Here is a 26628-nt window from a genome sequence, read left to right on the forward strand (position 1 = left end):
TGGTTCCTCTCAGGATGCGGCCGGCGCCGCGGCAGACACGGCGTCGCTGATCGACTTCACGCCGCCGTGGGCGGTCATCCCGCCGTCGACGGGGATCTCGGCGCCGGTGATGAACGAGGCGCCGTCGCCGAGCAGGAAGGCGACCAGCGGCGCCACCTCGTCGACGGTGCCGGTGCGGCCGAGCGGGGTCTCGGCGACGTTGGCGGCGCGGAACGCCGGCGCCGCCGAGGCGGTCATCGGCGTCTCGACGTAGCCGGGGTGGATCGTGTTGACCCGGATGCCGCGCGGGCCGAGCTCCAGGCACGCGGCCTTCGCCAGCCCGCGCAGCGCCCACTTGGACGCGGTGTAGGCGACCGGGTAGTGCCCGGTCAGCGCGGCCACCGAGCCGACGACGACCACCGAGCCGCCGCCGGTCATCAGCGGGGTGAGCGCCTGGATGCCGAGCAGCGTGCCGGTGACGTTGACCTCGCCGACGCGGGCGAGGTCGGCGGGGTCGAGGTCGGCCAGCCGCGCCCGCCAGGTGATCCCGGCGTTGGCGACCAGCCCGTGCACGCGGCCGTGCTCGCGCTGCAGGTCGTCAGCGAGCGCCGCCCAGCCGGCGGCGTCGGTGACGTCGAGCCGCCGGTAGGCGGCCCCGCCGAGGTCCTCGGCGGGGCCGTCCTGCACGTCGGTGGCCACGACGACGGCGCCCTCGGCGGCCAGCAGCCGCGCCTCGGCCGCGCCCTGCCCCTGGGCCGCGCCGGTCACCACGACGACCCGCCCCGCGAGGCTCACGCCGGGCGCTCGCGGGTGCGCGGGCGCGGCCGCGCGGCCCGGACCGGCGGCAGCTCGATGCCCTCGACGACGCGGTTGCGGATGGTGCCGATGCCCTCGACGGTCATCTCCACGACGTCGCCGGGCCGCAGCGGCGGGGGAGCGGCGTCGCCGCGGCGGCCCCACAGCTCGGCCAGGCAGCCGCCGTTGCCGCAGGTGCCCGAGCCGAGCACGTCGCCGGCCCGGACCTCGGTGCCGCGGGAGGCGTAGGCGACGAGCTCCTCGAACGGCCAGCCCATGTTCGAGAGCAGGTCCTGGCCGATCTCGACGTCGTTGACCGACACCCGCATGTCCAGTGCCAGGAAGCCCTCGTCGTCGCGGTGGGGCTCGAGCTCGTCGGCGGTGACCAGCCACGGGCCGAGCGTCGTCGCGGAGTCCTTGCCCTTGGCCGGGCCCAGGTTGACCTTCATCTCGCGGGCCTGCAGGTCGCGGGCCGACCAGTCGTTGAGCACCGTGTAGCCGAACACGTGCTCGCGCGCGGCCTCCGGCGTCAGCGAGGCGCCGTCCCTCCCGACCACCACGGCGACCTCGAGTTCGAAGTCGAACCGCTGCGAGCCCGGCGGGACCGCGACATCGTCGTGCGCGCCGACGAGCGCGTACGGGTTGGTGAAGTAGAACGTCGGCGCCTGGTACCACTCCTCGACCACGCCGGCGACGCCGTCGATGGCCTTGCGGACGCCCTCCACGTGCTCCTCGAACGCGACGAAGTCGCGCACGGTCGGCGCCTGCAGCGGCGGCAGCAGCCGCACCTCCGACACCGGGACCGGCGGCGCCGACAACGCCGCCAGCCCGGCGTCGAGTGCGGTGGGCAGCCCGGCGCGCACGAGGTCGAGGACCGTGACGCCCGGCGGCAGGGCGTGCAGCCCGTGCTCGCCCACGACGCCGGCGGAGACGACCCCGCCGTCCTCCCAGGTGGCGAACCGCATCAGACCGGGGGAGCGACGAACAGACCCTTGTCGGGGTCGTTGAACGACTTCTTCGCGACGAACTCGTTCATCGCGTTCGCCGTGCCCCACTGGTCGCTGACCTCGGGGTTGCTGAAGTCGTAGACGTGCGGGTGCCAGGTGTCCTCGTCGAGGACCTCGAGCTCGGTCGTGTACTCGACGGTGTTGCCGTGCGGGTCGAGGAAGTAGGAGAAGGTGTTGTTGCCGGCCAGGTGGCGGCCGGGGCCCCAGATCTTCTCCACGCCCTGGCGCAGCAGCCGGCCGGTGCCGCGCATGTACTCGTCGAGGCCGCGCAGCTCGAACGACGCGTGGTGCAGCGAGGCGTGCGGGCCGCGGGCGATGGCCATCGAGTGGTGCCAGGCGTTGGTCCGCATGAACCACATCATGTTGCCCATCCGCGGGTGCATCAGGGTGTCCGACAGCGAGAACGCCAGGTGCTTCTCGTAGAAGGCCAGCGTGCCCTCGGGGTCGGCGGAGTTGACCACCACGTGGGACAGCCGCACCGGGATCGACTCGCCCTCCTCGATCGCGCGGTGCTGCCGCACGGCGACGTCGGAGCTGACCTCGATGGTGCGGCCCTCGTTGTCGAAGAACCGGAAGCCGTAGCCGCCGCCGGGGGTCTGCAGGTCGGTCGGCTCGTGCACCAGCCGCACGCCGTCGCGGGCCAGGTCGCCGGCGAGGGTGTCGACGTCGGCCCGGTCCTCCGCGCCGAAGCTGATCAGGTCGATCCGCTTGTCGGTCGCCTCGCGCAGCCGGACGACGTACTGCTCGGGGCTGCCCTCGGCGGCCAGGAAGACCAGGCCCGAGTCGGAGTGCTCGGCCTTCAGCCCCCAGGTGCCGGAGAAGAAGTCGAGCTGCTTGGCGAGGTCGGGCACGGCCAGGTCGACGTGCCGCAGGTGGGTGATCAGGCGCTGGGTCATGGGGATCCCTTCGGGTCGGCCCTCCTGCAGGGGCCCGCCGCGAGCGTGCGAGCGGTGGGGGGCAGGAGGGTCCTTTCTCAGGCGGGCTGGGCGACGAGCTGGGCGATCGAGCGCATGAGGCCCGGGATGTCGCCCTGGACGTGGTCGAGCTGCCACTGGGCGAGCTGGTTGGAGGCGTCGACGACGGTCGTCGCGCGGTCGAAGCGGCGGGCGGTGAAGGCGTCCCACAGGTCCTGGTCGAGCGCGGGCCGGGTGAGCAGCAGGTCCGTGAGCGCGTAGGCGTCCTCGAGCGCCTGCGCGCCGCCCTGGGCGATGGTGGGCGGGCAGGTGTGCGCGGCGTCGCCGACCAGCACCACCCGGCCGCGGTTCCACGGCGCGGGCAGCACGTGGGTCTCGAACCAGGTGTAGTTCACCCGGGACGGGTCGGTGAGCGTCGCGCGGACGTCGTCCCACGGCCCGTGGTAGGCCGCGGCGAGCTCGCGCATGGTGGCCAGCTGCTCCTCGGGCGAGAGCATGGAGCGGTCCTGCGCCGGCTCCACGACGTAGGCGTAGAGCGAGTCCTCGCCGGTGGGGCAGTAGCCGGCGATGAACGACGGCCCGCCGTAGTACAGATCGGTGCGGGTCACGCTCGCCGGCCGCGGGCCGAACGCGCGCCAGATGCCCATGCCGACCGGCCTGGTCTCCAGCTCGATGCCCAGGGCCCGGCGGGTCCAGGAGCGCAGGCCGTCCGCGCCGACGACGAGGTCGTACCGGCCGGTCGAGCCGTCGGCGAAGGCGACGTCGACGCCGGTCGCGTCCTGGCGCAGCTCGGTGTGCGTCGTCCCGAACCGGACCTTGACGCCGACCTCGGCGGCGCGGTCGGTGAGGATGCGCGCCAGCTCGGGGCGCGACATCCCCATGACGGCGGGCAGGTCCGGGCCGCCGGTGCGGGCGTCGGGGATCTCCGCGACGACGGTGCCGGCCGGGTCGGGCGCCCGGATGCCGGTGACGTCGAAGGCGTACCCGGCGGCGGACACCTGGTCCCAGACGCCGAGGGTGCGCAGCTCGCGCAGCGCGTTGCCCTGCAGGGTGATGCCGGAGCCGAGCGCGGTCACCTCGGGCTTGATCTCGACCAGGTCGACGGCGACGCCGGCCTCGGCCAGGCGGATGGCGGTGGCGGCGCCGGCGAGGCCGGCCCCGACCACCAGGACGGTGCTGACGGCGGGCATCGGGGTCTCCTACTTGACGGCGATCGGGTTGACCGGGGCGCCCACGGCGCCGGTCACGGGCAGGGGGGCGGCGGCGAGGAAGAACTCCCAGACGCCGTCGGCGGCGCAGTCGGCCGCGAGCGCGTCGAGGTCCCACAACTCGCCGAGGAACAGGCCGATGTGGGGGATGCACACCTGGTGCAGCGGCTGGAAGGCGACGTCGAACTCGTTGGGCCGCACCTCGAAGCCCCACGTGTCGGTGGCGACGCCGGCGATCTCGGTGGCGTGCAGCCAGTCGGCGGTGGTGAACGACAGCCCGGGCGCAGGCCCGCCGGCGTAGTCGCCCCACCCCTGCCCGGCGGCGACCGAGCGGCGGGCGCGGGTGAGCTGCCCGGTGCGCACCAGCAGCAGGTCGCCGCGGCCGACCCGGGCGCTGTCGCCCTGGGCGGCGATGGTGGCCTCGAGGTGGGCGGGGGTGATGGCGAACCCGTCCGGGAGCTCCCCGTCGGTGCCGACGGCCCGGCCGACGTCGAGCAGCACGCCGCGGCCGGCGATCCGGTCGGCGACGGTCTCGATGCCGGTGACGGCGTCGCCGAGGCTGGTGACGACGTCGCCCGCGCGGCGGCCGTTCCAGGCGTTGCCGTGGTCGAAGATGTGGCCCAGGCCGTCCCACTGGGTGGAGGCCTGCAGCGGCATCGCGATGACGTCATCAGCGCCGCCGATGCCGTGCGGGAAGCCCTGCACGCCGCGCTCGGCGTCGGTGCCGGTGTCCAGCATGGTGTGCACCGGGTTGGTGCGCCGGCGCCAGCCCTTCTGCGGCCCGTCGGCGTCGAACCGCTGGGACAGCGAGAAGCTCACGCCCCGGCTGACCAGCGCGGCACCCTCGCGGCGCTTGTCCTCGGTGAGGAAGTTGAGCGTGCCGAGCACGTCGTCGGCACCCCAGCGGCCCCAGTTCGAGCAGCGCTCGGCAGCGGCTTCGATCGCCGTCTCCGGGTCGGTGCGGTCGAGCGCTGCCGGGGTCGCAGCGGGGTCCAGCCAGGTGCGGTCGGGCACGGTCGCGTCTCCTTCGTCGTGACGCGGACCACGGTCCGTCACCCCCGGCGGGGGAGGGAAGACGAGATGTCTGATGGGGGTCATAGCCGGCGCCGATACCGTCGGCGTCGTGAACCTCGCGAGCCTGGACCTCAACCTGCTCGTGTCCCTCGACGCCCTCCTCGGCCAGCGCAGCGTCACCCGGGCCGCGGCGCAGATGGGGCTGTCCCAGCCGGCGCTGTCGGCGTCGCTGGCCCGGCTGCGCCGGCACTTCGGCGACGAGCTGCTCACCCGGGTCGGCAACGAGTACCGGCTCACCCCGCTGGCGGTGCAGCTGCGCGAGCTGGTGCGGGTGGCGCTCACCGGCGTCGAGCGGGTGTTCACCGCGCAGCCCGGCTTCGACCCGGCGTCCTCGACCCGCGAGTTCTCCGTCCTGGTGAGCGACTACGTGGTCGTCGTCCTCGGCGACACCGTCGCCGCGCTGCTCGCCGCGGAGGCCCCGCGCACCCGGCTGCGGTTGACCCCGCACTCGCCGGCGATCGTGGAGAACGCGTCCGCGGCGCTGCTGACCGCCGACCTCATGCTGCTGCCGCACGGGTTCGCCGCCGACCTGCCGCACCGCGACCTCTACCGCGACGAGTGGGTGTGCGTCGTCGCCGCCGACAACCCGGTCGCCGAGCGGGGCCTCACCGTCGAGGACCTCGAGACGCTGCCGTGGGTGGCGACCTACCACGGGCAGACGGCGTCCACCCCGGCCGCGCGGCAGATGCGCCAGCTCGGCATCGAGCCGCGCGTGCAGGTGGTCAACGAGAGCTTCCTGACCGTCCCGGCGCTGGTGGCCGGCAGCGACCGGATCGCGCTGCTGCAGCGCCGGCTGGTCGACCTGCTGCCGCTCGGCTCGGGCATCCGGGCGCTGCCGCCGCCGTTCGAGGCCGGGCCGCTGGTCGAGGCGATGTGGTGGCACCCGGCCTACGACGACGACCCCGAGCACCGGTACCTGCGCGACGTCGTCTCCCGCGCCGCGGAGCTGGCCGTCTCCCCGGGCGCGCGCGAGGACATCGACCTGGCTGATACCGCACCCCGGGAGAAGTGATTTCCGCTCCGGGCGGGCGGTGCCGACACTCGCCGTCCAGTGACGCCGGTCACCGGACCGGCGCCCGTCCTCCCCGGAGACGCCCGTGTCAGTCCGCGACGCCGCACCCCTCACCGACGAGGTGGCCGTCGACCCCGCCACCGGCCGCCCCGCCGGCCGCGCGCAGGCCCTGGTCCTGCTGCTGTCGAGCTGCCTGGGGGTGCTCGGCTCGGTGCTGCTGGCCCCGGTCCTGCCGCGCATCCAGGACGCCTTCGCCGGCACCCCGGGCGTCGAGACGCTCGCCCCGGTGGTGCTCACGGCGCCCGCGCTGGTCATCGGCCTGACCGCGGTGGTCGCCGGCCGGATCGTCGACCGGGTCGGCCGCAAGCGGCTGCTGGTCGGCGCGCTGGTCGCCTACGCCGTCGTCGGGACCGCGCCGCTGTGGCTGGACTCGCTGCCGCTGATCGTCGCCAGCCGGGTGCTGGTCGGCCTCACCGAGGCGGCGATCATGACCTGCTGCACCACGCTGCTCGCCGACTACTTCGCCGGGCCGCGGCGGGAGCGCTACTTCGGCCTGCAGGTCGTGTTCACCACCGTGGCCGCCACGCTGTTCTTCGCCCTCGGCGGCGCGCTGGGGTCGCACTCGTGGCGGGCGCCGTTCTGGCTCTACGCCGTCAGCCTGCCGCTGGCCGTCGCCGCGGCGCGGTTCGTCTGGCAGCCCACCCCGGCCGCCCGCTCGGAGGAGCTGCCCGCGCTGCCCTGGGCCCGGCTGGCCGCGCCGGTCGGGGTCACCCTGCTCGGCGGGCTGGTGTTCTACGTGCTCGTCGTGGAGCTGTCGTTCAAGCTCGACGCGATCGGCGTGACCGCCACCGGCACCATCGGCGCGGTCAGCGCGATCAGCTCGCTGGGCACCGCGGTCGGCGCCTTCTCCTTCGGCCGGCTGGCCGCGCTCGGCCCGGCGGTGACCGTGCCGGCCGCGTTCGCGCTGTCGGGCGTCGGGCTGCTCGGCCTCGGGTTCGCCGACGCCGTCCCGGCCGTCGTCGTCGCGGCGGTGGTGACCGGCTTGGGCAACGGGCTGCTGCTGCCCGCGATGCTGTCGTGGGCGCTGGGCTCGCTGAGCTTCGAGCAGCGCGGCCGCGCCACCGGCGTGTGGACCTCGGCGCTGTTCGTCGGGCAGTTCGCCTGCCCGCTCGTCGTCCTCGCGCTCAGCGGCGCCCTCGGCGGGCTCGACGCCGCGCTGGCCCTGCTCGGTGCGGTCAGCGTCGTCGCCGCCGCCGGCGTGCGGCTGCGCCGGCCGACCGCGGTGGCCGCCGCGCACTGACCGGCCCGCCCGCCCCCGCACCCCTGGACCTCGGGGGTGCGGGGGCGGTGCACTGGGGCCCCGCTCCCGGAGGAGGTCCCCGTGGACGTCACCGTCGTCTCCGTCCCCGTCAGCGACCAGGACGCCGCGCTGCGCTTCTGGACCGGTCAGGTCGGCCTGACGGTCCTGCGCGACGCCGAGTTCGCCCCGGGCGCGCGCTGGGTGCAGGTGGGCACACCGGGCTCGGGCACCTCGCTGACGCTGGTCACCTGGTTCGACCGCATGCCGCCGGGCTCGCTGCAGGGGCTGGTGTTCGAGGTCGACGACGTCGACGCCGAGTACGCGCGGATGGCCGGCGCGGGCGTCCCGTTCGAGGGGCCGCTGACGACCGAGGCGTGGGGCCGGCAGGCGGTGTTCGCCGACCCGGACGGCAACCGGTTCGTGCTGAGCAGCCGCGCCCGGGTGCCGGCCTGAGGATCAGCGGCGGGGGCGCTCCCGCATGCCGAGGGCGGCGGTGACGAGCAGGAGCATCAGGCCGACGAGGACCAGCCAGAACAGGCCCTCGACGACCCACCCGACGATCGTCACGGCCAGCCAGACGACCAGCAGCAGGCCGAGCAGACGCAGCAGCACGGGGACCTCCGGGGGACGGCTGCGGCCAGCCTAGGCCCCGGCCGGGGCAGGATGGCCGGGATGGACGACGACCCGTGGGACCTGCTGCTCGCCGGCCTGCCGCCCGCCACCGCCGACCTCGTCCGCGCCGCGGACGCCCTCGTCCGGGAGGCTGACCCCGGCGCCGTGCGGGTGGTGTGGCCGCACCAGCGCACCGTCGGCTACGGCGTGGGGCCGCGGAAGGACTCCGAGCACTACGCCTACCTCGACGTCTACGACCGGCACCTGAACCTCGGCTTCAACCGCGGCGCGGCGCTGGCCGACGCGGGTCTCGACGGCGGGCTGCTCGAGGGCACGGGGAAGTCGTTCCGCAAGCTCGCCGTCCGCTCGGCCGGCGTCCTCGCCGACCCGCGGCTGCCCGGCCTCCTGCGCGCAGCCCGGGAGGAGCGGCTGACCGCGCTCGACCGGTGAGTGCGGTCAGCCGCGGAGCAGGGTGACCTCCTCGAGGTCCATCTCGTGCTGCACCCGCCGGAACACCTCGTCGTCGATGCGCCGTGCGTCGCGGTACCGGACGAACACCTCGCGCTCGGCCTCGAGCATGGCCCGCCGCATCCGGCGGTAGACCGCGCTCGGCGTCTCGCCGCCGCCGGCGACGGGGCCGCCCAGCCGCTCCCACGCCGCGTTGGTGCGTGCCTCCATCCGCTGGCGCAGCTCGGCCACGGTGGCGGCGTGCAGCGGGTCGCCGTCGTCGAGGCTGTCGAGCCGGGCCACGGCGGCGCGGCCGGCGTCGTTCTGCGCCTGTGCCTCGGCGAGGGCGTCGCTGGCCTCCTCGGAGCCCTGCACGCCCAGCCGCCGGATCACCGCCGGCAGCGTCAGCCCGTGCAGCAGCAGGGTGCCCACGGTGACCACGAAGGTCAGGTAGACGATCTCGTCGCGCCCGGGGAAGGGCGCGCCCGACAGCGTGGTCAGCGGGATGCCGGCCGCCGCGGCGAGCGAGACCACGCCGCGCATCCCGGCCCAGGAGATGACGGCGGGGTAGGTCCACGGCGGCGGGGTCCAGTCCGGGCGGCGGCGGGCCAGCGGCCGCAGGTAGGTGGTGGGGAAGACGAACGCGACCCGGGCGACCAGCGCGACCAGCACCAGGAACAGCCCGACCGCCGTCAGCGTGCCCACCGACGGCCCGACGCCGGCGACCACCGCCCGCAGCTGCAGGCCGATCAGGGCGAACACCGTCGCCTCGAGGACGGTGTCGGCCGCCTGCCACACCGCGCGGTCCTGCAGCCGGGCGACCGGGTGCGCCGCGGGGGAGCGGTGCCCCAGGTACAGGCCCGCGAGGACCACCGCGAGGACGCCCGAGGCGTGCACCTCCTCGGCGACGGTGAAGCCGACGAACGGGACGAGCAGGCCGAGCGCGCTCTCCAGCACGCCGTCGCGCAGCAGCCGGCGGATGCGGTGCACCAGCCAGCCCAGCGCCCAGCCGATCGCGGCGCCTCCGACGGCGGCGAGGACGAACACGCCCACGCCCTCGGCGATGCCGTAGCCGGCGCCCGCGGCGGCCGCGACGGCGACCCGGTAGACGGTGAGCGCGGTGGCGTCGTTGACCAGGCTCTCGCCGCCCAGGATGGTCATGACCTTGCGCGGCAGGCCGAGCCTCCGGCCGACCGAGGTGGCCGCGACCGCGTCCGGCGGGGCGACGACGGCGCCGAGCACCAGCGCCGAGACCAGCGGCAGGCCCGGCACCAGCCACCAGGCGGCCAGCCCGACGGCGACCGTCGTGAGCAGCACCGCCCCGATCGCGAGCATGCCGATCGGGCGGAGGTTGGCCCGCAGCCGCAGGTAGGAGCTGTCCAGCGCCGTGGAGTACAGCAGCGGCGGCAGGACCAGCGTGAGGATCAGGTGCGGGTCCAGCGCGTAGTCGGGCACGCCCGGCAGGAAGGACACCGCGAGCCCGACCAGCACCAGGAGCAGCGGCGGGGAGATCCCCAGCCGCCGCGCCAGCGCGCTGACGGCGAAGGAGCCGGCGAGCAGGCCGACGAGGGGCAGTTCCATCACACCAGCGCCTGGTCGACGTAGCACCAGCGCCAGTCCTCGCCCGGCTCGACCGAGCGGACGATCGGGTGGCCGCTGGCGCCCGCGTGCGCGGTGGCGTGCCGGTTCGGCGAGGAGTCGCAGCAGGCCACGTGCCCGCAGGAGAGGCACATCCGCAGGTGCACCCACCGGCTGCCGATGGCCAGGCAGTCGCTGCAGCCCTCCGCCGAGTCCGGCGAGACGTCGCGGATCTGGTCCAGGTGCCCGCACGTCGTCATCACGGTCCCCCTCTCGTCGCGGCTGTCGCCGGGAGTCGACCACCCGCGCGACGCGGGCGGCAACGTCCCCCGGCCGGTCCGCTCTTCCCGTGGCAGGGTCGGCGGCGACCGCGCGAGCCGGGAGGAGGCGCCGTGGACCTCGACGAGGTCGCCGAGGAGCTCTACGCCGTGCCGCCCGGGCAGTTCGTCACCGCCCGCACCGAGGCCGCCCGCCGCGCCCGGGCCGCCGGGGACCGGGCGCTCGCGCGGGAGATCGGCGCCCTCGGCCGGCCCTCGACCGCCGCGTGGGCGTGCAACGTCCTGGTGCGGGAGCAGCCCGACGAGATCGCCGGCCTGGTGGAGCTCGGCGACCTGCTGCGCGAGGCCCAGCAGACCCTGGCCGGCGACGAGCTGCGCCATCTGGGCACCCAGCGCTCCCGGCTGCTGGCCGCGCTCACCCGCCGGGCCCGGGCGGTGGCCGCGCGCCGCGGCACCCCGCTCAGCGACGCCGTCGCCGACCAGGTGGAGGAGACGCTGCGGGCCGCGCTGGCCGACCCGGACGCGGGGGAGGCGCTGCTGGGCGGCCGGCTGACCGCGCCGCTGTCCTCCCGCGGCCTCGGGCCCGGCTTCGGCACCCGCCCGGACCTGCGGGTGGTGCCGCCGCCGCGGCCCGGGCGCACGCCGGCGGCCCCGCGGCCCCGGCGGGACGCCTCGGAGGACGCCGCCCGGCGCGCGGCGGAGGAGCGGCGGCGGGCCGCGCAGGAGCGGCGGGACCGCGAGCTGGCCGCGGCCCGCGAGGAGGCGGAGACGGCGGAGCGGGACGCCGCGGAGGCGGAGGAGGCCGCCCGGGCCGCGCACGAGCGGGCCGGCCGGGCCGCCCGCCGGCAGGAGGAGCTCACCGCCCGCGTCGAGGAGCTCGAGGCCGAGCTCGAGCGGGTGCGCGCGGACGCGGAGGCGGCCGGTGCCGAGGCCGCGCGGACCGGCCGGCGGGCCGCGGCCGCGGACCGGGCGGCGCAGCGGGCGGCGGCCGACCGCGACCGGGCCGCGGACCGCGTGGCCGCGCTGGAGCGGGCGCCGCTGGAGGCCTGACCGGTCCACCGCCGCCGCGTCGCGGGCCCCCGACCCCGCCCCCAGCATGGGGGCATGACGGAGTCAGCGGGCCGCGTCGCGGTCGTCACCGGGTCGGAGTCGGGCATCGGGCGGGCGGTCGCGGTCGCGCTCGCCGAGCAGGGCTGCGACGTCGGCATCACCTGGTACCGCGACGAGGCGCACGCGCAGGCCACCGCCGACGAGGTGCGGGCCCGCGGGCGCCGGGCCGAGGTGCGCCACGTCGACCTCACCCGGCTGCCGGGCGCCGCCGGCGTCGTCGACGAGCTGGCCGACGCCCTCGGCGGCGTCGACGTCCTGGTCAACGACGCCGGCACCGGCCACTCCACGCTGATCCTGGACACCGACTGGGAGACCTGGCGCGAGGTGCTGGCCACCGACCTCGACGCGGCGTTCCTCTGCCTGCAGCGCGCGGCGCGCCGCATGGTCGCCGCCGGGCGGGGCGGGCGGATCGTGAACGTCACCAGCGTGCACGAGCACCAGCCGCGGGTCGGCGCGGCCGCCTACTGCGCGGCCAAGGGCGGGCTGGGTCTGCTCACCCGGGTCGCGGCGATCGAGCTGGCCGAGCACGGCATCACCGTCAACGCCGTCGCGCCGGGGGAGATCGCCACCCCGATGACCGGCCAGGAGGACGAGGACCCGACCGCGCCCGGCCACGAGCGCCCCGGCGTCCCGGTCGGCCGGCCCGGCGACGCGCACGAGGTGGCCGCCGTCGTCGCCTTCCTCGCCTCGCCGCAGGCGTCCTACGTGACCGGCTCCTCCTACGCCGTCGACGGCGGCATGCTGCAGATGGGCCCGATGGCCGGCTCGCACCTGACCGGCGACGACTGGCGCCGCCCCTAGGAGGCCAGCAGCTCCAGCAGCCGGGCGCGGTCCGGTCCGGGGAACGGGCGTGGGGGGTCGGGCACCGCCGCGGCCACCCGCTCGCGGACCAGCGGCACGGCCAGCAGGTCGGCCAGCGGCGCCATGCACAGCCGGTACTCGAGCATCGCCCGGAACACGTCGGCGTCCTGCATCGCGACCCCGAGGAAGGCCGCGAGCTCCGGGTACAGCGGCGGCTCGGGCTCCCCGCGGCGGGCGGCGTCCATCTGGGCCAGCCGCGAGCGGTCCTCGGCCAGCTGGTCGGTGACGAACGGACCGACCCGCCGCTCGGTCGCCGCGGCGAAGGCCGCGGCGAGGTCGGCGGGCCGGTCCAGGTCCCGGGCGACCGCGGCGCGCAGCAGCGCGGCGTGCGCGATGCCGATCGACAGGCCCCGGCCGGCCGACGGGTTGGTGCACGCCCACGCGTCCCCGACGGCGACGAAGCCGGTCGCCACCGGCCGGCCGTCGACGGTGAAGCGGCGGCTGCGGTCCAGGCCCCCGGCCATCGCGGCCACCCCGCCCAGCGGACGCCCGTCCAGCCAGTGCGCCTGCAGCGGGCAGGCCCCGACCACCCGGTCGAAGACGGCGGGGTCGCGCAGCGCCCGCAGCGGCCGGTCGCCGGTCTGCCCGAACACCGTGACCGACCAGGTGTCGTTGTCGCCGTCGAGCGTGAGCACCGAGACGCTGCCCAGCGGCATGAGCCCCGGGCCGCGGCGCACCGGCCGTTCCGGGCCGGTGAGGAAGCGCGTGTAGTAGACGAACCCCGAGGCCTGCGCGCGCTCCTCCGGCGGCCGGGCGCCGAGGCCGGCCAGCCACCGCGCCGAACGGGTGCGCCGGCCGGTGGCGTCGACGACGAGGTCGGCCCGCAGCTCCTCGCCCTCCGTCGTCCGCACCCCGGCCGCGTGCGGGACGCCGTCGGCGGCGGGCGGCCCGGGCAGGAGGCCGGCCACCTGCACCCCTCGGCGCACGGTGACCCGCGAGGTGTCCTCGGCGGCCGCCGCCACGGTGGACTCCACCACCGGCCGGCGGCCGGTGACGAACCGCAGCCGCTCGTCGGCGACCCGGGGTGCGCGGTCGGCGATCCCCTGCGGCAGCAGCTCCGTGTAGTCGACCCACACGCAGCCGTCGGCCAGCAGCCGGTCGGTGAGGCCGGGCAGCTCGTCGTCGGCGACCGCGCGGAACCGGGCGAAGAGGTTGTGCGGCTGCCGGAACTGCGCGACGCCGGTCCGCCGCCAGGAGTCCCACGCCTCGGCGGGCGTGGTCGGGGCACCGTCGGGGTCGGACTCGAGGACGGTGACGTCGTGCCCGTCGTCGGCGAGCATCATCGCGGCGCTCAGCCCGACCACGCCGCCGCCGCAGACCACCACCGAGGTCATGGCCGCTCCCTCGCCCGGGACGGCGCGCGCGGCCGGTCGCCGGGCGGCCCCAGGGTGGCACCGGCGGCGCCGTCGGGGCGGTGCGGCGGGGAGCGGCCACCGGGCGCGTGGCGCGTCGGCACCGAGGGGCGGGGAGCCGACGCGGGCGGTCAGCCGGCGGCCGAGTGGCGGGCGCGCTTCTGCCGGTACAGCGCGGCGTCGGCGCGGGCCAGCGTCGCGGCGAGGTCCTCGCCGGGCACGGCGGCAGCCGCCCCGGCCGACCACGCCCCGCAGGAGACGGCGCGCAGCCGGTCCAGCAGCTCGGCGCAGCGGTCGGTGCCGGTGCCGGGCAGGCAGAGCACGAACTCGTCCCCGCCGAGGCGGCCGAGCACGTCGGAACGGCGCAGCTCCCGGCTCCAGGCCGTGGCGAGGGAGCGCAGCAGCGCATCACCCGCGGAGTGGCCCTCGGTGTCGTTGACGGCCTTGAACCCGTCGAGGTCGAGGACCACGACGGTCAGCGGCTCGCCGGTGCGCTGCGCGTGGGCGAGCAGCCGGGCGGACTCGGCCTCCCAGGCGCGGCGGTTGGCCACCCCCGTCAGCGGGTCGGTGCCGGCCGCGCGGCGCAGCGCCCCCGACTGCCGGATCTGCGCCTCGGTGAGCACCGCGACCGTGGCGACGGCGGCCAGCCAGGCGGAGAGGAACCCCTCCGGCGTCGCGGCGAGCGCCCCGGCGGTGACGACGGCGACGCCGCCCGCGACGTGCAGCCGCGCCTGCGCCGGCGGCAGCACGTGGCCGGCGAGCACCCCGAGCGCCACCACGACCGGGCCGAGGCCGACGACGCCGACCGCGGTGACCGAGCGCCAGGCGAGCAGCGCCGTGAGCAGGGACAGCAGGGCGAGGGCGGCGTGCACGAGGGCCATGGGGGAGCGGCCCGTCGGCGCGCGGTCGCGCACGTGCCACAGCGCCGCGGAGCCGAGCCCGCCGACGGCCGCGAGCGCCGTCAGCAGGACCACCGGCGTCCGGGGGTGCATCGGCCACAGCGCGCCGGCGGCACACAGGACGGCGGCGCAGCCGTAGAGCAGCGCGAGCAGGCCCAGCCCGCCCCTGCGGTCACCGTGCACGGGACCTCCCTCCGTTGCGGACGACATCGTCACCCATCACGCCCGTCCTGAGCGCGGGAACGGCCGTCCCCCTCGGAGGGAGGGTCGCCGGGGAGGGTCAGCCGGTGAGCTCGGTGGGCACCGCGATGACGTCGACCATCGCCCCGAGCCGGTACACGGTGACCGGCAGCGGCCGGCCGATCGCCTCGGCGAACAGCAGCCGCTGCAGGCTCTGCGCCTCGGCCACCGGCGCCCGTCCGGCCTCCAGCACCAGGTCGCCGGCGCGCAGCCCGGCCCGGTCGGCCGGCGAGCCCGGGACGACGTCGACCACCCGCAGGCCGCGGCGCCGGCCGGTGCGCTCGGCCAGCGGGGCCGGCAGCGGCGCGGGGCTGCTGACCAGGCCCAGGTAGGCGCGGCGCACCCGCCCGTCGCGGACCAGCGCGTCGACGATCCGGCGGGTGGTGGCGTTGACCGGCACGGCCAGCCCCAGGCCCCACCCGGCGACCGCGGTGTTGATGCCGACCACCCGGCTGGCCGAGTCGGCGAGCGCGCCGCCGGAGTTGCCCGGGTTGAGCGCGGCGTCGGTCTGGATGACGTCCTCGACCACCCGGGCGGTGCGCCCGTCCCGGGTGGGCAGCGAGCGGCCCAGGCCGCTGACCACGCCCGCGGTCACCGAGCCGGCCAGCCCGAGCGGGTTGCCGACGGCGACGACGAGCTGGCCGACCCGCAGCTGCGCGGCGTCGCCGAGCTCCGCGGGCTCGGGGGCGCCGGCGGTCGCCCGGACGACGGCGAGGTCGGACAGCGGGTCGGAGCCCACCACCTCGACCGGCGTCTCGGTGCCGTCGCCGAACACCGCGCGCCCGCTGCGCGCCCGGCCGACGACGTGCGCGTTGGTGAGCATCAGCCCGTCGCCGGGGACGACGACCGCGGAGCCGGCGCCGGCCCGGCCGTCGGGGGCGGTCACCTGCAGGGCGGCGACGTGCGGGGTGAGGTCGGCGGCGACCGCGGTGACCACCTGGGAGTAGGCGTCCAGGGCCGCGTCGGTGTCGGGTCGGGCCACGGTCCACCTCCGGTTCTGATTACAGCGTTGCACCGACCAGTGGACGCCTCGCCGGACCGCGCTGCCACCCCCTCCGTTCCGCCCTGCGTGAACGGCCGGAGGTGTCCCGCGCGCGCCGGGCAGCAGGTGCGGCGGGGCGGCGGCGGCCGTAGCGTCGGCCCCCCCGGCGACCGGACCGGCACCGAGGAGGGGCGTGCGCACCGACGGCCTGCAGACCGAGGGAGCCGCGGTCGGGCGCACCCTCGGCGTCGAGGAGGAGTTCCACCTCGTCTCCCCGGACACCCTGGAGCTGACGCCGGGCCCGCGGGCGTCCGCGGCGGCGCTCGCCGGCGAGGCCGGGCAGCGGGTGCACCCGGAGATCGCCACCACGCAGCTGGAGATCGCCACCGGCGTGTGCACCACGCTCGAGCAGGTGCGCGCCGAGCTGGTGGCGGCCCGCACCGAGGCGGCCGCCGCGGCCGAGCGGGACGGCCTGCTGCTCCTGCCGGCCTCCACCCACCCGTGGGACTCCTGGCACACCATGCCGGTCACCCCGGGCGAGCGGTACGAGGCGATGGTCGACCGCTGGGCCGGGCTGGCGCGGCAGCAGGACATCTGCGGCTGCCACGTGCACGTCGGCGTCCCCGACCTCGACACCGCCGTCGCCGTGCTCGACCGCACCCGCCCCTACCTCCCGGTGCTGCTCGCCATGACCGGCAGCTCCCCGTTCCACGACGGCGTCGACACCGGCTACGAGTCCTGGCGGACGCTGTGGTGGACCCGCTTCCCGCACGCCGGCGCCCCCGAGCCGCTCGGCGACGCCGACGGCTACCGCCGGGTGCTGGCCGCGCTGGTCGCCTCCGGCGTGGTGGCCGACGGGTCGCACCTGTACTGGGACGTCCGCCCCTCGGCCCGGCTGCCCACGATCGAGTTCCGGCTGGCCGACGTCTGCACCACCCTCGACGACGCCGTCCTGCACGCCGCGCTGGTCCGCTCGCTGGTGCGGGTGCTCGCGGGGCGGGCGCAGCGGGGGGAGCCGGTGCCCGACCTGCGGCCGGAGGTGCTGCGGGCGGCGCGGTGGCGGGCGGCGCGCTCCGGGTTGTCGGGCCCGCTGTACGACCCGCTGCGCGAGGAGCTGGTCGACGCCCCCACCGCGGTGACCGGGCTGCTGGCCGAGCTGGAGGAGGACCTGACCACGGCGGGGGAGTGGGACGAGGTGACCGCCCGGGTGCAGGACCTGCTCGGCCGGGGTACGTCGGCGGCGCGGCAGCGGAGCACCTGGCTGCGCACGGGCGACCGCCGGGCGGTCGCGGAGTGGGTCGTCCGCGAGGGGGCGGCCGGGAGGTCCTGAATGGACGGCTTCGGTCAGCCGGCCGGCCCGCTGCGCGACGACGCCGACCTCGACCCGCTGCTCGAGCGCATCGGGGACGCGCGCCTGGTTGCGGTCGGCGAGGCCAGCCACGGCACGCACGAGTACTACGCCTGGCGCGCCGCGCTGACCCGCCGGCTGGTCGAGGAGCGCGGGTTCGGGCTGGTGGCGGTCGAGGGGGACTGGCCCGACTGCGCCCGCGTCGACCGCAGCGTGCGGCTGCGGCCCGGCGGCGCCGAGGACCCGCGGGCGGCGCTGGACGCCATCGCCCGCTGGCCGACCTGGATGTGGGCCAACGACGACGTCGTCGACTTCTGCCGCTGGCTGCGCGGGGTCAACGCCGGCCGCCCCGAGGCCGGGCGGGTGCGCTTCGCCGGCCTGGACGTCTACAGCCTCTGGGACTCGATGCACGAGCTGCTGGCCTGGGTGCGGGAGCACGAGCCCGGGCACGTCGACGCGGCCAGGCAGGCCCTGCGCTGCTTCGAGCCCTTCGGCGAGGACGGTGCCGAGTACGCCTTCGCCCAGCGCTTCGCCCCGGCGGCGTGCGAGGAGACCGTCGTCGCGCTGCTGCGGCGGCTGTGCGAGCGGCGCGGCGCGGACGACGACCCCGACGACCGGTTCGCCGCCGAGCAGAACGCCGCGGTGGTCGTCGGCGCGGAGCGCTACTACCGGGCGATGGTCGGCGGCTCCGCGGAGTCGTGGAACGTCCGCGACGTCCACATGGCCGACACCCTGGACCGGCTGGTGGACCACACCGGCGCGAAGGCCGTGGTCTGGGAGCACAACACGCACGTCGGCGACGCCCGGGCCACCGACATGGCCGACGCCGGCATGACCAACCTCGGCCGGCTGCTGCGCGAGCGGCACGGCACCGGCGACGTCGTCCTGGTGGGCTTCGCCGGCCACCGCGGCGGCGTCGTCGCCGGACGGGAGTGGGGTGCGCAGATGGAGCGGATGACCGTGCCGCCCGCCCGGGAGGGCAGCCTCGAGGACCTGCTGCACCGCGAGGTCGGGCACGACGCGCTCGTCGTCGTCCCGCGCGGAGAGCGCCCGGGCTGGCTGGACCGGCGGCTGGGGCACCGGGCGATCGGCGTCGTCTACCGGCCCGAGCGCGAGCGCTGGGGCAACTACGTGCCCACGGTGACCGGCGACCGCTACGACGCCCTGCTCTACCTGGAGGAGACGACGCCGGTGCAGCCGCTGCACCTCGAGCGGCCCGACGAGCACGTGCCGCCGGTCGCGCACGCCGTCTAGCCGTGGCCGCCCCCGCCGCTGCCGGCCGCCTCGACGCCCGCCCGGGCCCGCAGCCGGCCGGCCCGCCGCTGCCGCCCGGCACCACCGCGCTGGACCTCGGCGGCCCGGAGGCGCTGGTCGCCGTCCCCGGCGGACCGGCCGGCCCGCGACCGCTGCTGGTGTTCTGCCACGGCGCGGGCGGGACGGCGGACCACTCGCTGGCCGCGGTCGGCGACGTCGCCACCGCCCGCGGGGTCGCCGTCCTCGCGACCTCCTCGGTCGCCTCGACCTGGGACCTGCTGGCCGGCGGGCTCGGCCGGGACGTGGCGGTCCTCGACGCCGCGCTGGAGCAGGTCGCCGCCGGGCTCGCGGTCTCGCGGATCGCGCTCGGCGGGTTCTCCGACGGCGGCTCCTATGCGCTCTCGCTCGGGCTGGCCAACGGCGACCTGTTCGAGGCGCTGCTCGCGTTCTCGCCGGGCTTCACCGCCCCGCCGGGCCGCACCGGCCGGCCCCGGATCTGGATCGCCCACGGCACCCACGACCGCGTGCTGCCGGTGGAGCGCTGCGGCCGCCGGGTGTTCCGGGACCTCGCCGCCGCCGGGTACGACGTCACCTACGACGAGTTCGACGGCGGCCACGTCGTGACCCGCGAGCTGGTCACCGCGGCGCTGGACACCTGGCTGCGCTGAGCACCTGGCTGCGCCGAGCACCTGGCTGCGCCGAGCACCTGCGTGCGCTGAGCCCGGACGCGCGACGGCCCGGGCCCCGCGAGGGGTCCGGGCCGTCGGGACGTGCGGTGGCTACGCGGTGCGGCGGCCGACGAAGTCGTGCTGCTGCTCGCCGTTGACCTCGTCGGGGGTCTGCGGGTGGTCCTTCGGCCCGCCGGTCTTCGACGCCTCGAAGCCGGGGCCGAGCTTCTCCAGCGCCAGCCGGCCGTAGACCTGCTGCTGGGTGGCCACCCGCTGCGAGCGGCCGCGGCCCAGGAAGCTGACCATCCAGTGCAGCACCGTGGTGACCCGGCTCTTGAAGCCGATGATGTAGAAGAGGTGCACCACCAGCCAGATCACCCAGGCGATGAAGCCCTCGAACTTCATCTTCTTGATGTCGGCGACCGCGGAGAACCGCGAGATCGTCGCCATGTTGCCCTTGTCGCGGTACCGGAACGCGCCCCGCGGCGCCTTGCCGGCCAGCCGGCGCTTGATCTGGTCGGCGGCGTAGCGCCCGCCCTGGATGGCCACCTGCGCGACGCCGGGCAGCTTGTCCGGGTGGTTGGCCATGTCGCCGACGACGTGGATCTCGGGGTGGCCGGGCAGCGTCAGGTCGGACTGGACCGACAGGCGCCCGGCTCGGTCGACCTCGGCGCCGGTCCTGTCCCCGAGCAGCCGGCCCAGCGGCGAGGCCTGCACGCCGGCGGCCCACACCTTGGTGGCCGCCGAGATGCGGCGCAGCTGGCCGTCGGCGTCCTTGACGGTCAGGCCGTCGGCGTCCATGTCGGTGACCAGCGCGCCGAGCTGCACCTCGACGCCGATCTCGTTGAGGTGCCGGCGGGCCTTCTCGCCGAGCTTGGGCCCGAACGGCGGCAGCACCTGCGGCGCACCGTCGAGCAGGATGATGCGGGCCCGCTGCGGGTCGATGTTGCGGAAGTCGCGGCGCAGCGTGCGGTGCGCGAGCTCGGCGATCTGCCCGGCCATCTCCACACCGGTCGGGCCGGCGCCGACGACCACGAAGGTCATCAGCCGGTCGACCTCGGCGGGGTCGGTGGCGAGCTCGGCCAGCTCGAACGCGCCGAAGATGCGGCCGCGCAGCTCGAGGGCGTCGTCGATGCTCTTCATGCCGGGGGCGAACTCGGCGAACCGGTCGTTGCCGAAGTACGACTGCCCGGCGCCGGCGGCGACGATCAGCTCGTCGTAGGGGTGGATCGTGGTGCGGCCGAGCACGGTGGAGGTGACCGTGCGGGTGTCCACGTCGATGTCCACGACCTCGCCGAGGACGACCTTGGCGTTCTTCTGGTGGCGCAGCACCTCGCGGGTGGCCGGGGCGATCTCGCCCTCGGAGAGGATGCCGGTGGCCACCTGGTAGAGCAGCGGCTGGAAGAGGTGGTGGCCGGTCTTGGCGACCACCGTGACGTCGACGTCGGCGTTGCGCAGGGCCTTCGCGGCGAACAGGCCGCCGAAGCCGGAGCCGATGATCACCACCCGCGGCCGGCCGGTCGAAGAGCTGGCGGTGGCTGCAGGTGATGTCGTCATGATGACTGATCCTCTCCCGTCAGGGGCCCCGCTGTCTCCCGGCGGGCCGGTCCGGGGGGTGATCCCCGTCACGGCTGCCCTCCGCCGGTGCACTCGCGGTGCCCGGTCCTGCCCGGTACAACCAGGTCGGTGCCCGTCGTCATCCCCCGGCTCGTGGTCGTCCCGGGGCTGGGCCTGGACGGGCGGTCGTGGTCACGGCTGCGCCGGCGGTCGCCCGCCGACGTCGTGCTCCTACCCGGGATGGGCCGGTCTGCACCTGTGCCCCCGCTCGACGCGCTGGCCGCCCGGCTGCGGGACCGGCTCGGCCCCGGCCCGGTCGTGCTGGCCGGCCACTCGCAGGGCTGCCAGGTGGTGGCCGCGGCCGCCGTCGACCCCCGGGTGGCCGGCGTCGTCCTGCTCGGCCCGTCGACCGACCCGCGGCTGCGCCGGCCCGCCCGGCTGGCCGGGCGGTGGCTGCGGACCGCGCTGCACGAGCCCTGGTGGCAGGCGCCGCTGATCGTCGCCCAGTGGCTGACCACCGGCCCGCGGGCGATGCGGGCGCTGTGGCGGGTGGCCGCGCCCGACCGCATCGACGTCCGGCTGCGCCGCGTCGGCGTCCCGGTGACCGTCGTCCGCGGCACGCGGGACCGGCTCTGCGACGCCGACTGGGCCGCCGCGGTGGCCGCCGCCGCGCCGTCGGGCCGGGTGGTCGAGGTGCCCGGGGCGGGGCACATGACGGTGCAGACCCACCCGGACGCCGTCGCCGCCGTCCTCCGGGAGGTTCTCGGAACGGCGGCGGTCGCGGAGGAGGGGGGACGCGCCTCCGGCGTGTCACCATGACGGCATGGCCTCCACGTCCGCCTCGGCCGGCGCACTGCTGCACCACGTGCGCACCGGCCGCGCGCGGAGCCGCGCGGAGCTGGTCGCGCTCACCGGGGCCGCGCGCAACACCGTCAGCGCTCGCGTCGACCAGCTGATCGCCGCCGGCCTGCTGCAGGAGGGCGGCCGCGGCGGCAGCACCGGCGGGCGCCCCCCGACCCTGCTGCGGTTCAACAGCGGCGCCGGCTGCGTGCTCGCCGTCGACCTGGGGGTCACCAGCGTCGACGTCGCGGTCACCGACCTGTCCGCGCAGATCCTGGCCACCGTCGGGCACCCGATCGACATCGCCGACGGTCCCGACGTGGTGCTCGCCGAGGTGGACCGGCTGGCGCAGAAGGTGCTCGCCGACGCCGGGCTGACCCCGGCCGACGTGTGCGCCGTCGGGGTGGGCGTGCCGGGGCCGGTGGAGTTCTCGACCGGCCGGCCGTCGCACCCGCCGATCATGCCGGGCTGGCACGACCACGACATCCCCGGCGCCTTCGCCCGCTACGGCTGCCCGGTCCTCGTCGACAACGACGTCAACGTCATGGCGCTCGGGGAGATCGGCGTCGGCGGCTCGGCCGAGGACGTGCTGGTGGTCAAGGTCGGCACCGGCATCGGCTGCGGGGTCATCGTCGACGGCGAGGTCTACCGGGGCGCGCAGGGCAGCGCCGGTGACATCGGGCACATCCACGTGCCGACGCCGGACGGCCGCACGGTGCTCTGCCGGTGCGGCAACGAGAACTGCCTCGAGGCGCTCGCCGGCGGTGGCGCGCTGCTGCGCGACGCCGTCGAGGCGGGGCTGCCGGTGACCAGCACCCGGCAGGTCATCGAGCTCGCCGCGCAGGGCGACGGCCCGGCGCTGGAGCTGGTCCGGCGGGCCGGGCGCACCATCGGCACGGTGCTGGCCGCGCTGGTCAACTTCTTCAACCCGCACCGGATCGTGATGACCGGCGGGGTCGCGCAGGCCGGCGCGCCGCTGCTGGCCGGCATCCGCGAGGCGGTGTACGGCCGCTCGATGCCGCTGGCCGCCCGCGCGCTGGAGATCAGCGTCAGCGACGCCCCCGACCTGTCCGGCCGGGTGGGCGCCGCGCTCATGGCCATCCAGGGCTACCTCGACGAGGACTCCGTCCACCAGGCCCTCGCGCGCTGAGTCACCGTCTGTCGCCAGGAGGCGACAGAAATGGCCATTTCCGCCCCTGGCCTGGGCGCTGCAGGTCTCGGTTCGGTGACACCGCTCACGGAGTCTTGACCCCTTGTGACTCCGTTCATATGGTCACCGCTGCACAGACTAATGGTCAGCGTTGAGCAGAAGTCCGAGGTGAGGCCATGCCCCCGGCAGGACCGCCGCTGTTGGAGATGCACGGCATCGTCAAGACCTTCCCGGGCGTCCGCGCGCTCGGTGGCGTGGACCTCGACGTCCGCGCGGGGGAGGTGCACTGCCTCCTCGGCCAGAACGGCGCCGGCAAGTCGACCCTGATCAAGGTCCTCGCCGGTGCCCACCAGCCCGACGAGGGCGTCATCTCCTGGCGCGGCGAGCAGGTCCGGCTGTCCACGCCGCAGGCCGCGCTGGGCCTGGGCATCGCGACGATCTACCAGGAACTGGACCTCGTCGCCGGGCTCACCGTCGCCGACAACGTCTTCCTCGGCCGGGAGCAGGCCCAGATGGGCTTCGTGCGGCCGCGCGAGCTCAACCGGCGGGCGGGGGAGCTGCTCACCCGGCTCGGCCACCCCGAGATCCGCCCGGGCGCCGAGGTCGGGTCGCTGCCAGCGGCCTCCCAGCAGATGGTGAGCATCGCGCGGGCGCTGTCCCAGGACGCGCGGCTGATCATCATGGACGAGCCCTCGGCGGTCCTCGACAACGAGGAGGTCGAGCGGCTGTTCACGGTCATCCGCGACCTCACCGCCCACGACGTCGCCGTCGTCTACATCTCCCACCGGCTGGAGGAGATCCGCGAGATCGGCGACCGGATCACCGTCCTCAAGGACGGCCGGACCGTCGCCACCGGGCTGCCGGCCCGGGAGACGCCGACCCGCGAGGTCATCACCCTGATGACCGGCCGGGACATCGAGTACGTCTTCCCGGAGCGCCACCACCGGCCCGCGCCCACCGCCGAGCCGGTGCTCGAGGTCGAGGGTCTGTCGCTGCGCGGCTCCTTCACCGACGTCTCCTTCACCGTGCGGCCGGGCGAGATCGTCGGGCTGGCCGGGCTGGTCGGCTCGGGCCGGTCGGAGATCCTCGAGACCGTCTACGGCGCCCGCCGCGCCACCGGCGGCACCGTCCGCGTGGACGGGCGCCGGCTGCGGCACGGCGACGTCGGCGTCGCGGTGGCCGCGGGCGTCGGGCTCGCGCCGGAGGAGCGCAAGAGCCAGGCGCTGCTGCTGGGCGAGTCCGTCGCCCGCAACATCAGCATCTCCAGCCTGGCCCGCTTCGCCCGCGGCGGCTTCCTGTCCGGCTCCGCCGAGCGCGACGCCGCCCGCGAGCAGGTGAGCGCGCTGGAGGTCCGCCCGGCCGACGTCACCCGCGAGGTGCGGACGCTGTCCGGCGGCAACCAGCAGAAGGTCGTGCTCGCCCGCTGGCTGCTGCGCGACTGCCGGGTGCTGCTGCTCGACGAGCCCACCCGCGGCGTCGACGTCGGGGCGCGCTCGGAGATCTACGCGCTGGTGCGCGACCTCGCCGACCGCGGCGTCGCGGTGGTCGTCGTCTCCAGCGAGATCCCGGAGGTGCTCGGTCTGGCCGACCGGGTCCTCGTCGTCGCGGAGGGCCGGGTGCTGGCGGAGGAGCCCGCCTCGGCCCTCGACGAGCACCGCGTGCTCGACCTGGTCATGGAGGGGACGTCGACGCACGGCGTCCCGGTGCACGAAGGGGACGTCGCATGAGTGAGGGCAGCACGGCGCTGGTCACGGGGACGGGCAAGGAGCAGGCCCGCCGGGGCGGTCCCGGCGGTTTCCTGGGCGGCGCCGCCGGCCGCAACCTGGGCCTGGTCGTCGCCCTGGTCGTCCTGTGCGTGGTCGGCGTGATCACGGCGGGGGACCGCTTCGCCGACGTCGACAACATCCTGACCATCCTGCGGCTGGCCTCGGTCATCGGCGTGGTCAGCGTCGGGATGACGTTCGTGATCATCGGCGGCGGCATCGACCTGTCGGTCGGGGCCCTGGTGGCGCTGGCGTCGGTGTGGGCCACCACGCTGGCCACCCAGCAGATGGCCGAGGACTTCCACTGGATCGTCATGGTCTTCACCGCGCTGGTCGTCGGCGCGGTGGCCGGGCTGATCAACGGCGTGGTCATCGCCTACGGCAGGCTCGCCGCCTTCATCGCCACCCTGGCCATGCTCACCGCCGCCCGCGGCCTGGCGGAGATCATCGCGAACCGGCGCACCCAGATCGTGCGGGACCGGGACTTCCTGGCCTTCTTCTCCGGTGACGTGCTCGGCATCCCGACGCTGGTGATCATCTTCGCGCTGGTCGCGATCGCCGGGTGGGTGCTGCTCAACCGGACCACCTTCGGCCGGCGCACCTTCGCGGTCGGCGGCAACGCCGAGGCCGCCCGCCTCGCGGGCATCCGCGTGCAGCGGCACACCGTCAAGCTCTACGTGCTCTCCGGCATCACCTGCGGCATCGCCGCGGTGATGATGATGGCGCGGACGACGACGGGCAGCTCGACCCACGGCACGCTCTACGAGCTCGACGCCATCGCCGCGGTCGTCATCGGCGGGACGCTGCTCATCGGCGGGCGCGGGACGATCGTCGGCACCGTCTTCGGCGTCCTCGTCTTCGAGACGCTCGGCAACATCTTCACGCTCAACAACCTGTCGAGCTCGGCGCAGGCCGTGGCGACCGGCGTGATCATCGTCCTCGCCGTCCTGCTGCAGCAGCGGCTGGCCACCGGCGGTTTCAGCTTCCGCCGGCCCACCGCGGGACCGCCGTCCGGCGGCCTGCCCGCCACGGGCGGCCCGGGCGGCCCGGGCGGGGCGGTCTCCGGCGGCTCGGCCGTCGAGGGCGGACCGGGCGGCACCCGCCCGGCCTCGAGCGGCAAGACCCTCTGACTCCCGGCGCGCGACCCGCGCGCCGGACCGCACCACCCACCGGACCCCCGTCCGGTGGCAGCCCACCCGCCTCCGGAGAGGGGGCGACACCCGAGGAGAGAGCATGTCTGCAACGAGGCAGCGTCCGTTCCGCCGCCTGCCGTACGCCACGGTCGCCCTGCTCAGCGCGGGCGTGCTCGTGGCCGGCTGCACGAGCAACACCCCGGAGGCGTCGGGCGGCGGCGGCGGGGGCAACCAGGCCGCCAGCGACAACGACGAGGCCGGCGACACCGTCACCATCGGCTTCTCGGCGCCGGCCGCCGACCACGGCTGGATGGCCGGCATCACCGAGGCCGCCCGCGCCGAGGCCGAGAACTACGAGGACGTCGAGCTGGTGGTCGCGGAGGGCACCAACGACGTCAGCACCCAGATCAGCCAGGTGGAGACGTTCATCAACGACGGCGTCGACGCGATCGTGCTGCTGCCCTTCGACGGCGCGGCGATGACCCCGGTCGCGCTGCAGGCGATGGAGGCAGGCATCGCGGTCATCAACGTCGACCGCGAGTTCGACAGCCCGTTCGCCGCCCGGGCGACGGTCCTCGGCGACAACTACGGCATGGGTGTCTCCGCCGGCACCTACATCTGCGAGCAGCTGGGCGACAACCCCGACGCCGTCGTCGCGGAGATCGCCGGCATCGACTCGCTGCCGCTGACCCAGGACCGCAGCCAGGGCTTCGCCGACGCGCTGGCGGAGTGCGGTCTCGACGTCGACAACCGCGTCGCCGCCGACTTCACCGTCGAGGGCGGCGAGGAGGCCGCGGCCAACCTGCTCCAGGCCGCGCCGCAGATCGACGCCATCTGGAACCACGACGACGACCAGGGCGTCGGCGTCCTGGCCGCCATCGAGAACGCCGGCCGCGACGAGTTCTTCATGGTCGGCGGCGCCGGCTCGGCCAACGCCATGCGGGCGATCCAGGAGGGCAACTCGGTCCTCCAGGCGACGGTCATCTACCCGCACACGCAGGCCGCCGACGGCATCAAGCTCGCCCGGCTCGTCGCGCAGGACAAGAGCCTGTCGGACCTGACCTCGCAGGGCGTCCCGCGCCGGACCGTGCTCAACGCGCCGGTCGTCACCGCGGAGAACGTCGACCAGTACATCGACGCCGCCTTCGAGTCCTGATCCACCCGGTCGGGGGGGGGGGGGGGGGGGGGGGGGGGGGGCGCCCCCGCGGGGGGGGGGCCCCGCCCCCCCCACCCCCCCCCACCCCGCCCCCCGAGCGGGCGCGCCCGC

26 protein-coding genes are annotated in these 26628 nt (G+C 76.1%); 14 read left to right on the forward strand and 12 right to left on the reverse strand.

Translation table 11 applies throughout. From position 1 onward, the window contains the following. Window positions 1-9: 9 nt before the first annotated feature. The 5 genes from ACI796_RS18650 to ACI796_RS18670 form a co-directional block, all read right to left on the reverse strand. Window positions 10-774 (reverse strand): SDR family NAD(P)-dependent oxidoreductase, encoded by a 765-nt coding sequence (locus tag ACI796_RS18650; RefSeq protein ID WP_456942715.1) that lies wholly within the window; start codon window positions 772-774, stop codon window positions 10-12. After that, entirely contained in the window at window positions 771-1739 is a 969-nt protein-coding gene (locus tag ACI796_RS18655; RefSeq protein ID WP_456942716.1) for a fumarylacetoacetate hydrolase family protein, read from the reverse strand. Before ACI796_RS18655 ends, ACI796_RS18650 begins: the two co-directional genes overlap by 4 nt. Next, window positions 1739-2677, reverse strand: coding sequence for a VOC family protein (locus tag ACI796_RS18660; protein WP_456942717.1), 939 nt, complete (start codon window positions 2675-2677; stop codon window positions 1739-1741). Before ACI796_RS18660 ends, ACI796_RS18655 begins: the two co-directional genes overlap by 1 nt. 77 nt (window positions 2678-2754) lie before the next feature. Then, window positions 2755-3885, reverse strand: coding sequence for an FAD-dependent oxidoreductase (locus ACI796_RS18665; RefSeq protein WP_456942718.1), 1131 nt, complete (start codon window positions 3883-3885; stop codon window positions 2755-2757). A gap of 9 nt (window positions 3886-3894) precedes the next feature. Then, entirely contained in the window at window positions 3895-4917 is a 1023-nt protein-coding gene (locus tag ACI796_RS18670; RefSeq protein ID WP_456942719.1) for a cyclase family protein, read from the reverse strand. 109 nt (window positions 4918-5026) lie between these two features. Here ACI796_RS18670 and ACI796_RS18675 point away from each other — a divergent pair, with 109 nt between their 5' ends. The 3 genes from ACI796_RS18675 (at window position 5027) to ACI796_RS18685 (ending at window position 7742) form a co-directional block, all read left to right on the forward strand. Beyond that, window positions 5027-5989: a LysR family transcriptional regulator gene (locus tag ACI796_RS18675; RefSeq protein ID WP_456942720.1), complete on the forward strand. Its 963-nt coding sequence runs from the start codon at window positions 5027-5029 to the stop codon at window positions 5987-5989. Between the two features lie 85 nt (window positions 5990-6074). Continuing rightward, on the forward strand, window positions 6075-7289 hold the full coding sequence (locus ACI796_RS18680; protein ID WP_456942721.1) for an MFS transporter: 1215 nt from the start codon (window positions 6075-6077) through the stop codon (window positions 7287-7289). Window positions 7290-7370: 81 nt separating this feature from the next. Next, the gene (locus tag ACI796_RS18685) at window positions 7371-7742 is read left to right on the forward strand and encodes a VOC family protein (protein WP_456942722.1); all 372 of its coding nucleotides are present in this window, start codon (window positions 7371-7373) and stop codon (window positions 7740-7742) included. 3 nt (window positions 7743-7745) lie between these two features. On the opposite strand, the gene ACI796_RS18690 is transcribed toward ACI796_RS18685, so the two are convergent. Continuing rightward, a complete protein-coding gene (locus tag ACI796_RS18690; RefSeq protein ID WP_456942723.1) occupies window positions 7746-7901 on the reverse strand; it encodes a hypothetical protein in 156 nt (51 codons plus the stop codon). 60 nt (window positions 7902-7961) lie between these two features. Here ACI796_RS18690 and ACI796_RS18695 point away from each other — a divergent pair, with 60 nt between their 5' ends. Further along, the gene (locus ACI796_RS18695) at window positions 7962-8351 is read left to right on the forward strand and encodes a hypothetical protein (protein ID WP_456942724.1); all 390 of its coding nucleotides are present in this window, start codon (window positions 7962-7964) and stop codon (window positions 8349-8351) included. A 6-nt stretch (window positions 8352-8357) separates the two neighbouring features. On the opposite strand, the gene ACI796_RS18700 is transcribed toward ACI796_RS18695, so the two are convergent. Further along, on the reverse strand, window positions 8358-9929 hold the full coding sequence (locus ACI796_RS18700) for a Na+/H+ antiporter (RefSeq protein WP_456942725.1): 1572 nt from the start codon (window positions 9927-9929) through the stop codon (window positions 8358-8360). After that, on the reverse strand, window positions 9929-10186 hold the full coding sequence (locus ACI796_RS18705) for a ubiquitin carboxyl-terminal hydrolase 14 (RefSeq protein WP_456942726.1): 258 nt from the start codon (window positions 10184-10186) through the stop codon (window positions 9929-9931). Before ACI796_RS18705 ends, ACI796_RS18700 begins: the two co-directional genes overlap by 1 nt. A 132-nt stretch (window positions 10187-10318) precedes the next feature. Here ACI796_RS18705 and ACI796_RS18710 point away from each other — a divergent pair, with 132 nt between their 5' ends. Next, on the forward strand, window positions 10319-11254 hold the full coding sequence (locus ACI796_RS18710; protein WP_456942727.1) for a hypothetical protein: 936 nt from the start codon (window positions 10319-10321) through the stop codon (window positions 11252-11254). Window positions 11255-11308: 54 nt separating this feature from the next. After that, window positions 11309-12115 carry an SDR family oxidoreductase gene (locus ACI796_RS18715; protein ID WP_456942728.1) on the forward strand — a complete coding sequence of 269 codons (807 nt, stop codon included), beginning with the start codon at window positions 11309-11311 and terminating at the stop codon, window positions 12113-12115. On the opposite strand, the gene ACI796_RS18720 is transcribed toward ACI796_RS18715, so the two are convergent. The 3 genes from ACI796_RS18720 to ACI796_RS18730 form a co-directional block, all read right to left on the reverse strand. After that, window positions 12112-13509, reverse strand: a complete 1398-nt coding sequence (locus ACI796_RS18720) for an NAD(P)/FAD-dependent oxidoreductase (protein WP_456942729.1) — start codon at window positions 13507-13509, stop codon at window positions 12112-12114. The genes ACI796_RS18715 and ACI796_RS18720 overlap by 4 nt on opposite strands. Before the next feature lie 149 nt (window positions 13510-13658). Continuing rightward, window positions 13659-14609, reverse strand: a complete 951-nt coding sequence (locus ACI796_RS18725; RefSeq protein WP_456942730.1) for a GGDEF domain-containing protein — start codon at window positions 14607-14609, stop codon at window positions 13659-13661. A 97-nt stretch (window positions 14610-14706) separates the two neighbouring features. Then, window positions 14707-15648: a S1C family serine protease gene (locus ACI796_RS18730; protein WP_456942731.1), complete on the reverse strand. Its 942-nt coding sequence runs from the start codon at window positions 15646-15648 to the stop codon at window positions 14707-14709. A gap of 193 nt (window positions 15649-15841) precedes the next feature. Between ACI796_RS18730 and ACI796_RS18735 the strand changes: the two genes are divergently transcribed. The 3 genes from ACI796_RS18735 to ACI796_RS18745 are packed head-to-tail and all read left to right on the forward strand — an operon-like array spanning window position 15842 to window position 18918. Next, entirely contained in the window at window positions 15842-16978 is a 1137-nt protein-coding gene (locus tag ACI796_RS18735) for a carboxylate-amine ligase (protein WP_456942732.1), read from the forward strand. Continuing rightward, complete coding sequence (locus ACI796_RS18740) at window positions 16979-18250, forward strand: erythromycin esterase family protein (RefSeq protein ID WP_456942733.1); 1272 nt, start codon at window positions 16979-16981, stop codon at window positions 18248-18250. A gap of 2 nt (window positions 18251-18252) precedes the next feature. Continuing rightward, the gene (locus tag ACI796_RS18745) at window positions 18253-18918 is read left to right on the forward strand and encodes an alpha/beta hydrolase (protein ID WP_456942734.1); all 666 of its coding nucleotides are present in this window, start codon (window positions 18253-18255) and stop codon (window positions 18916-18918) included. 111 nt (window positions 18919-19029) lie between these two features. Here the strand turns inward: ACI796_RS18745 and ACI796_RS18750 are convergent, their stop codons facing one another. Beyond that, window positions 19030-20475, reverse strand: a complete 1446-nt coding sequence (locus ACI796_RS18750; RefSeq protein ID WP_456942735.1) for an NAD(P)/FAD-dependent oxidoreductase — start codon at window positions 20473-20475, stop codon at window positions 19030-19032. Between the two features lie 129 nt (window positions 20476-20604). Here ACI796_RS18750 and ACI796_RS18755 point away from each other — a divergent pair, with 129 nt between their 5' ends. From ACI796_RS18755 to ACI796_RS18775, 5 genes are all read left to right on the forward strand, one after another. Beyond that, window positions 20605-21294 carry an alpha/beta fold hydrolase gene (locus ACI796_RS18755; protein WP_456942736.1) on the forward strand — a complete coding sequence of 230 codons (690 nt, stop codon included), beginning with the start codon at window positions 20605-20607 and terminating at the stop codon, window positions 21292-21294. Between the two features lie 4 nt (window positions 21295-21298). After that, complete coding sequence (locus ACI796_RS18760; protein WP_456942737.1) at window positions 21299-22465, forward strand: ROK family protein; 1167 nt, start codon at window positions 21299-21301, stop codon at window positions 22463-22465. Window positions 22466-22641: 176 nt separating this feature from the next. Then, window positions 22642-24192: a sugar ABC transporter ATP-binding protein gene (locus tag ACI796_RS18765; RefSeq protein WP_456942738.1), complete on the forward strand. Its 1551-nt coding sequence runs from the start codon at window positions 22642-22644 to the stop codon at window positions 24190-24192. Further along, the gene (locus tag ACI796_RS18770) at window positions 24189-25358 is read left to right on the forward strand and encodes an ABC transporter permease (protein WP_456942739.1); all 1170 of its coding nucleotides are present in this window, start codon (window positions 24189-24191) and stop codon (window positions 25356-25358) included. The genes ACI796_RS18765 and ACI796_RS18770 overlap by 4 nt, the downstream gene beginning before the upstream one ends. A gap of 103 nt (window positions 25359-25461) precedes the next feature. Beyond that, a complete protein-coding gene (locus tag ACI796_RS18775) occupies window positions 25462-26517 on the forward strand; it encodes a substrate-binding domain-containing protein (protein ID WP_456942740.1) in 1056 nt (351 codons plus the stop codon). The last annotated feature ends 111 nt before the right edge of the window (window positions 26518-26628 follow it).

The organism is Geodermatophilus sp. SYSU D00525 (genome assembly GCF_054050475.1).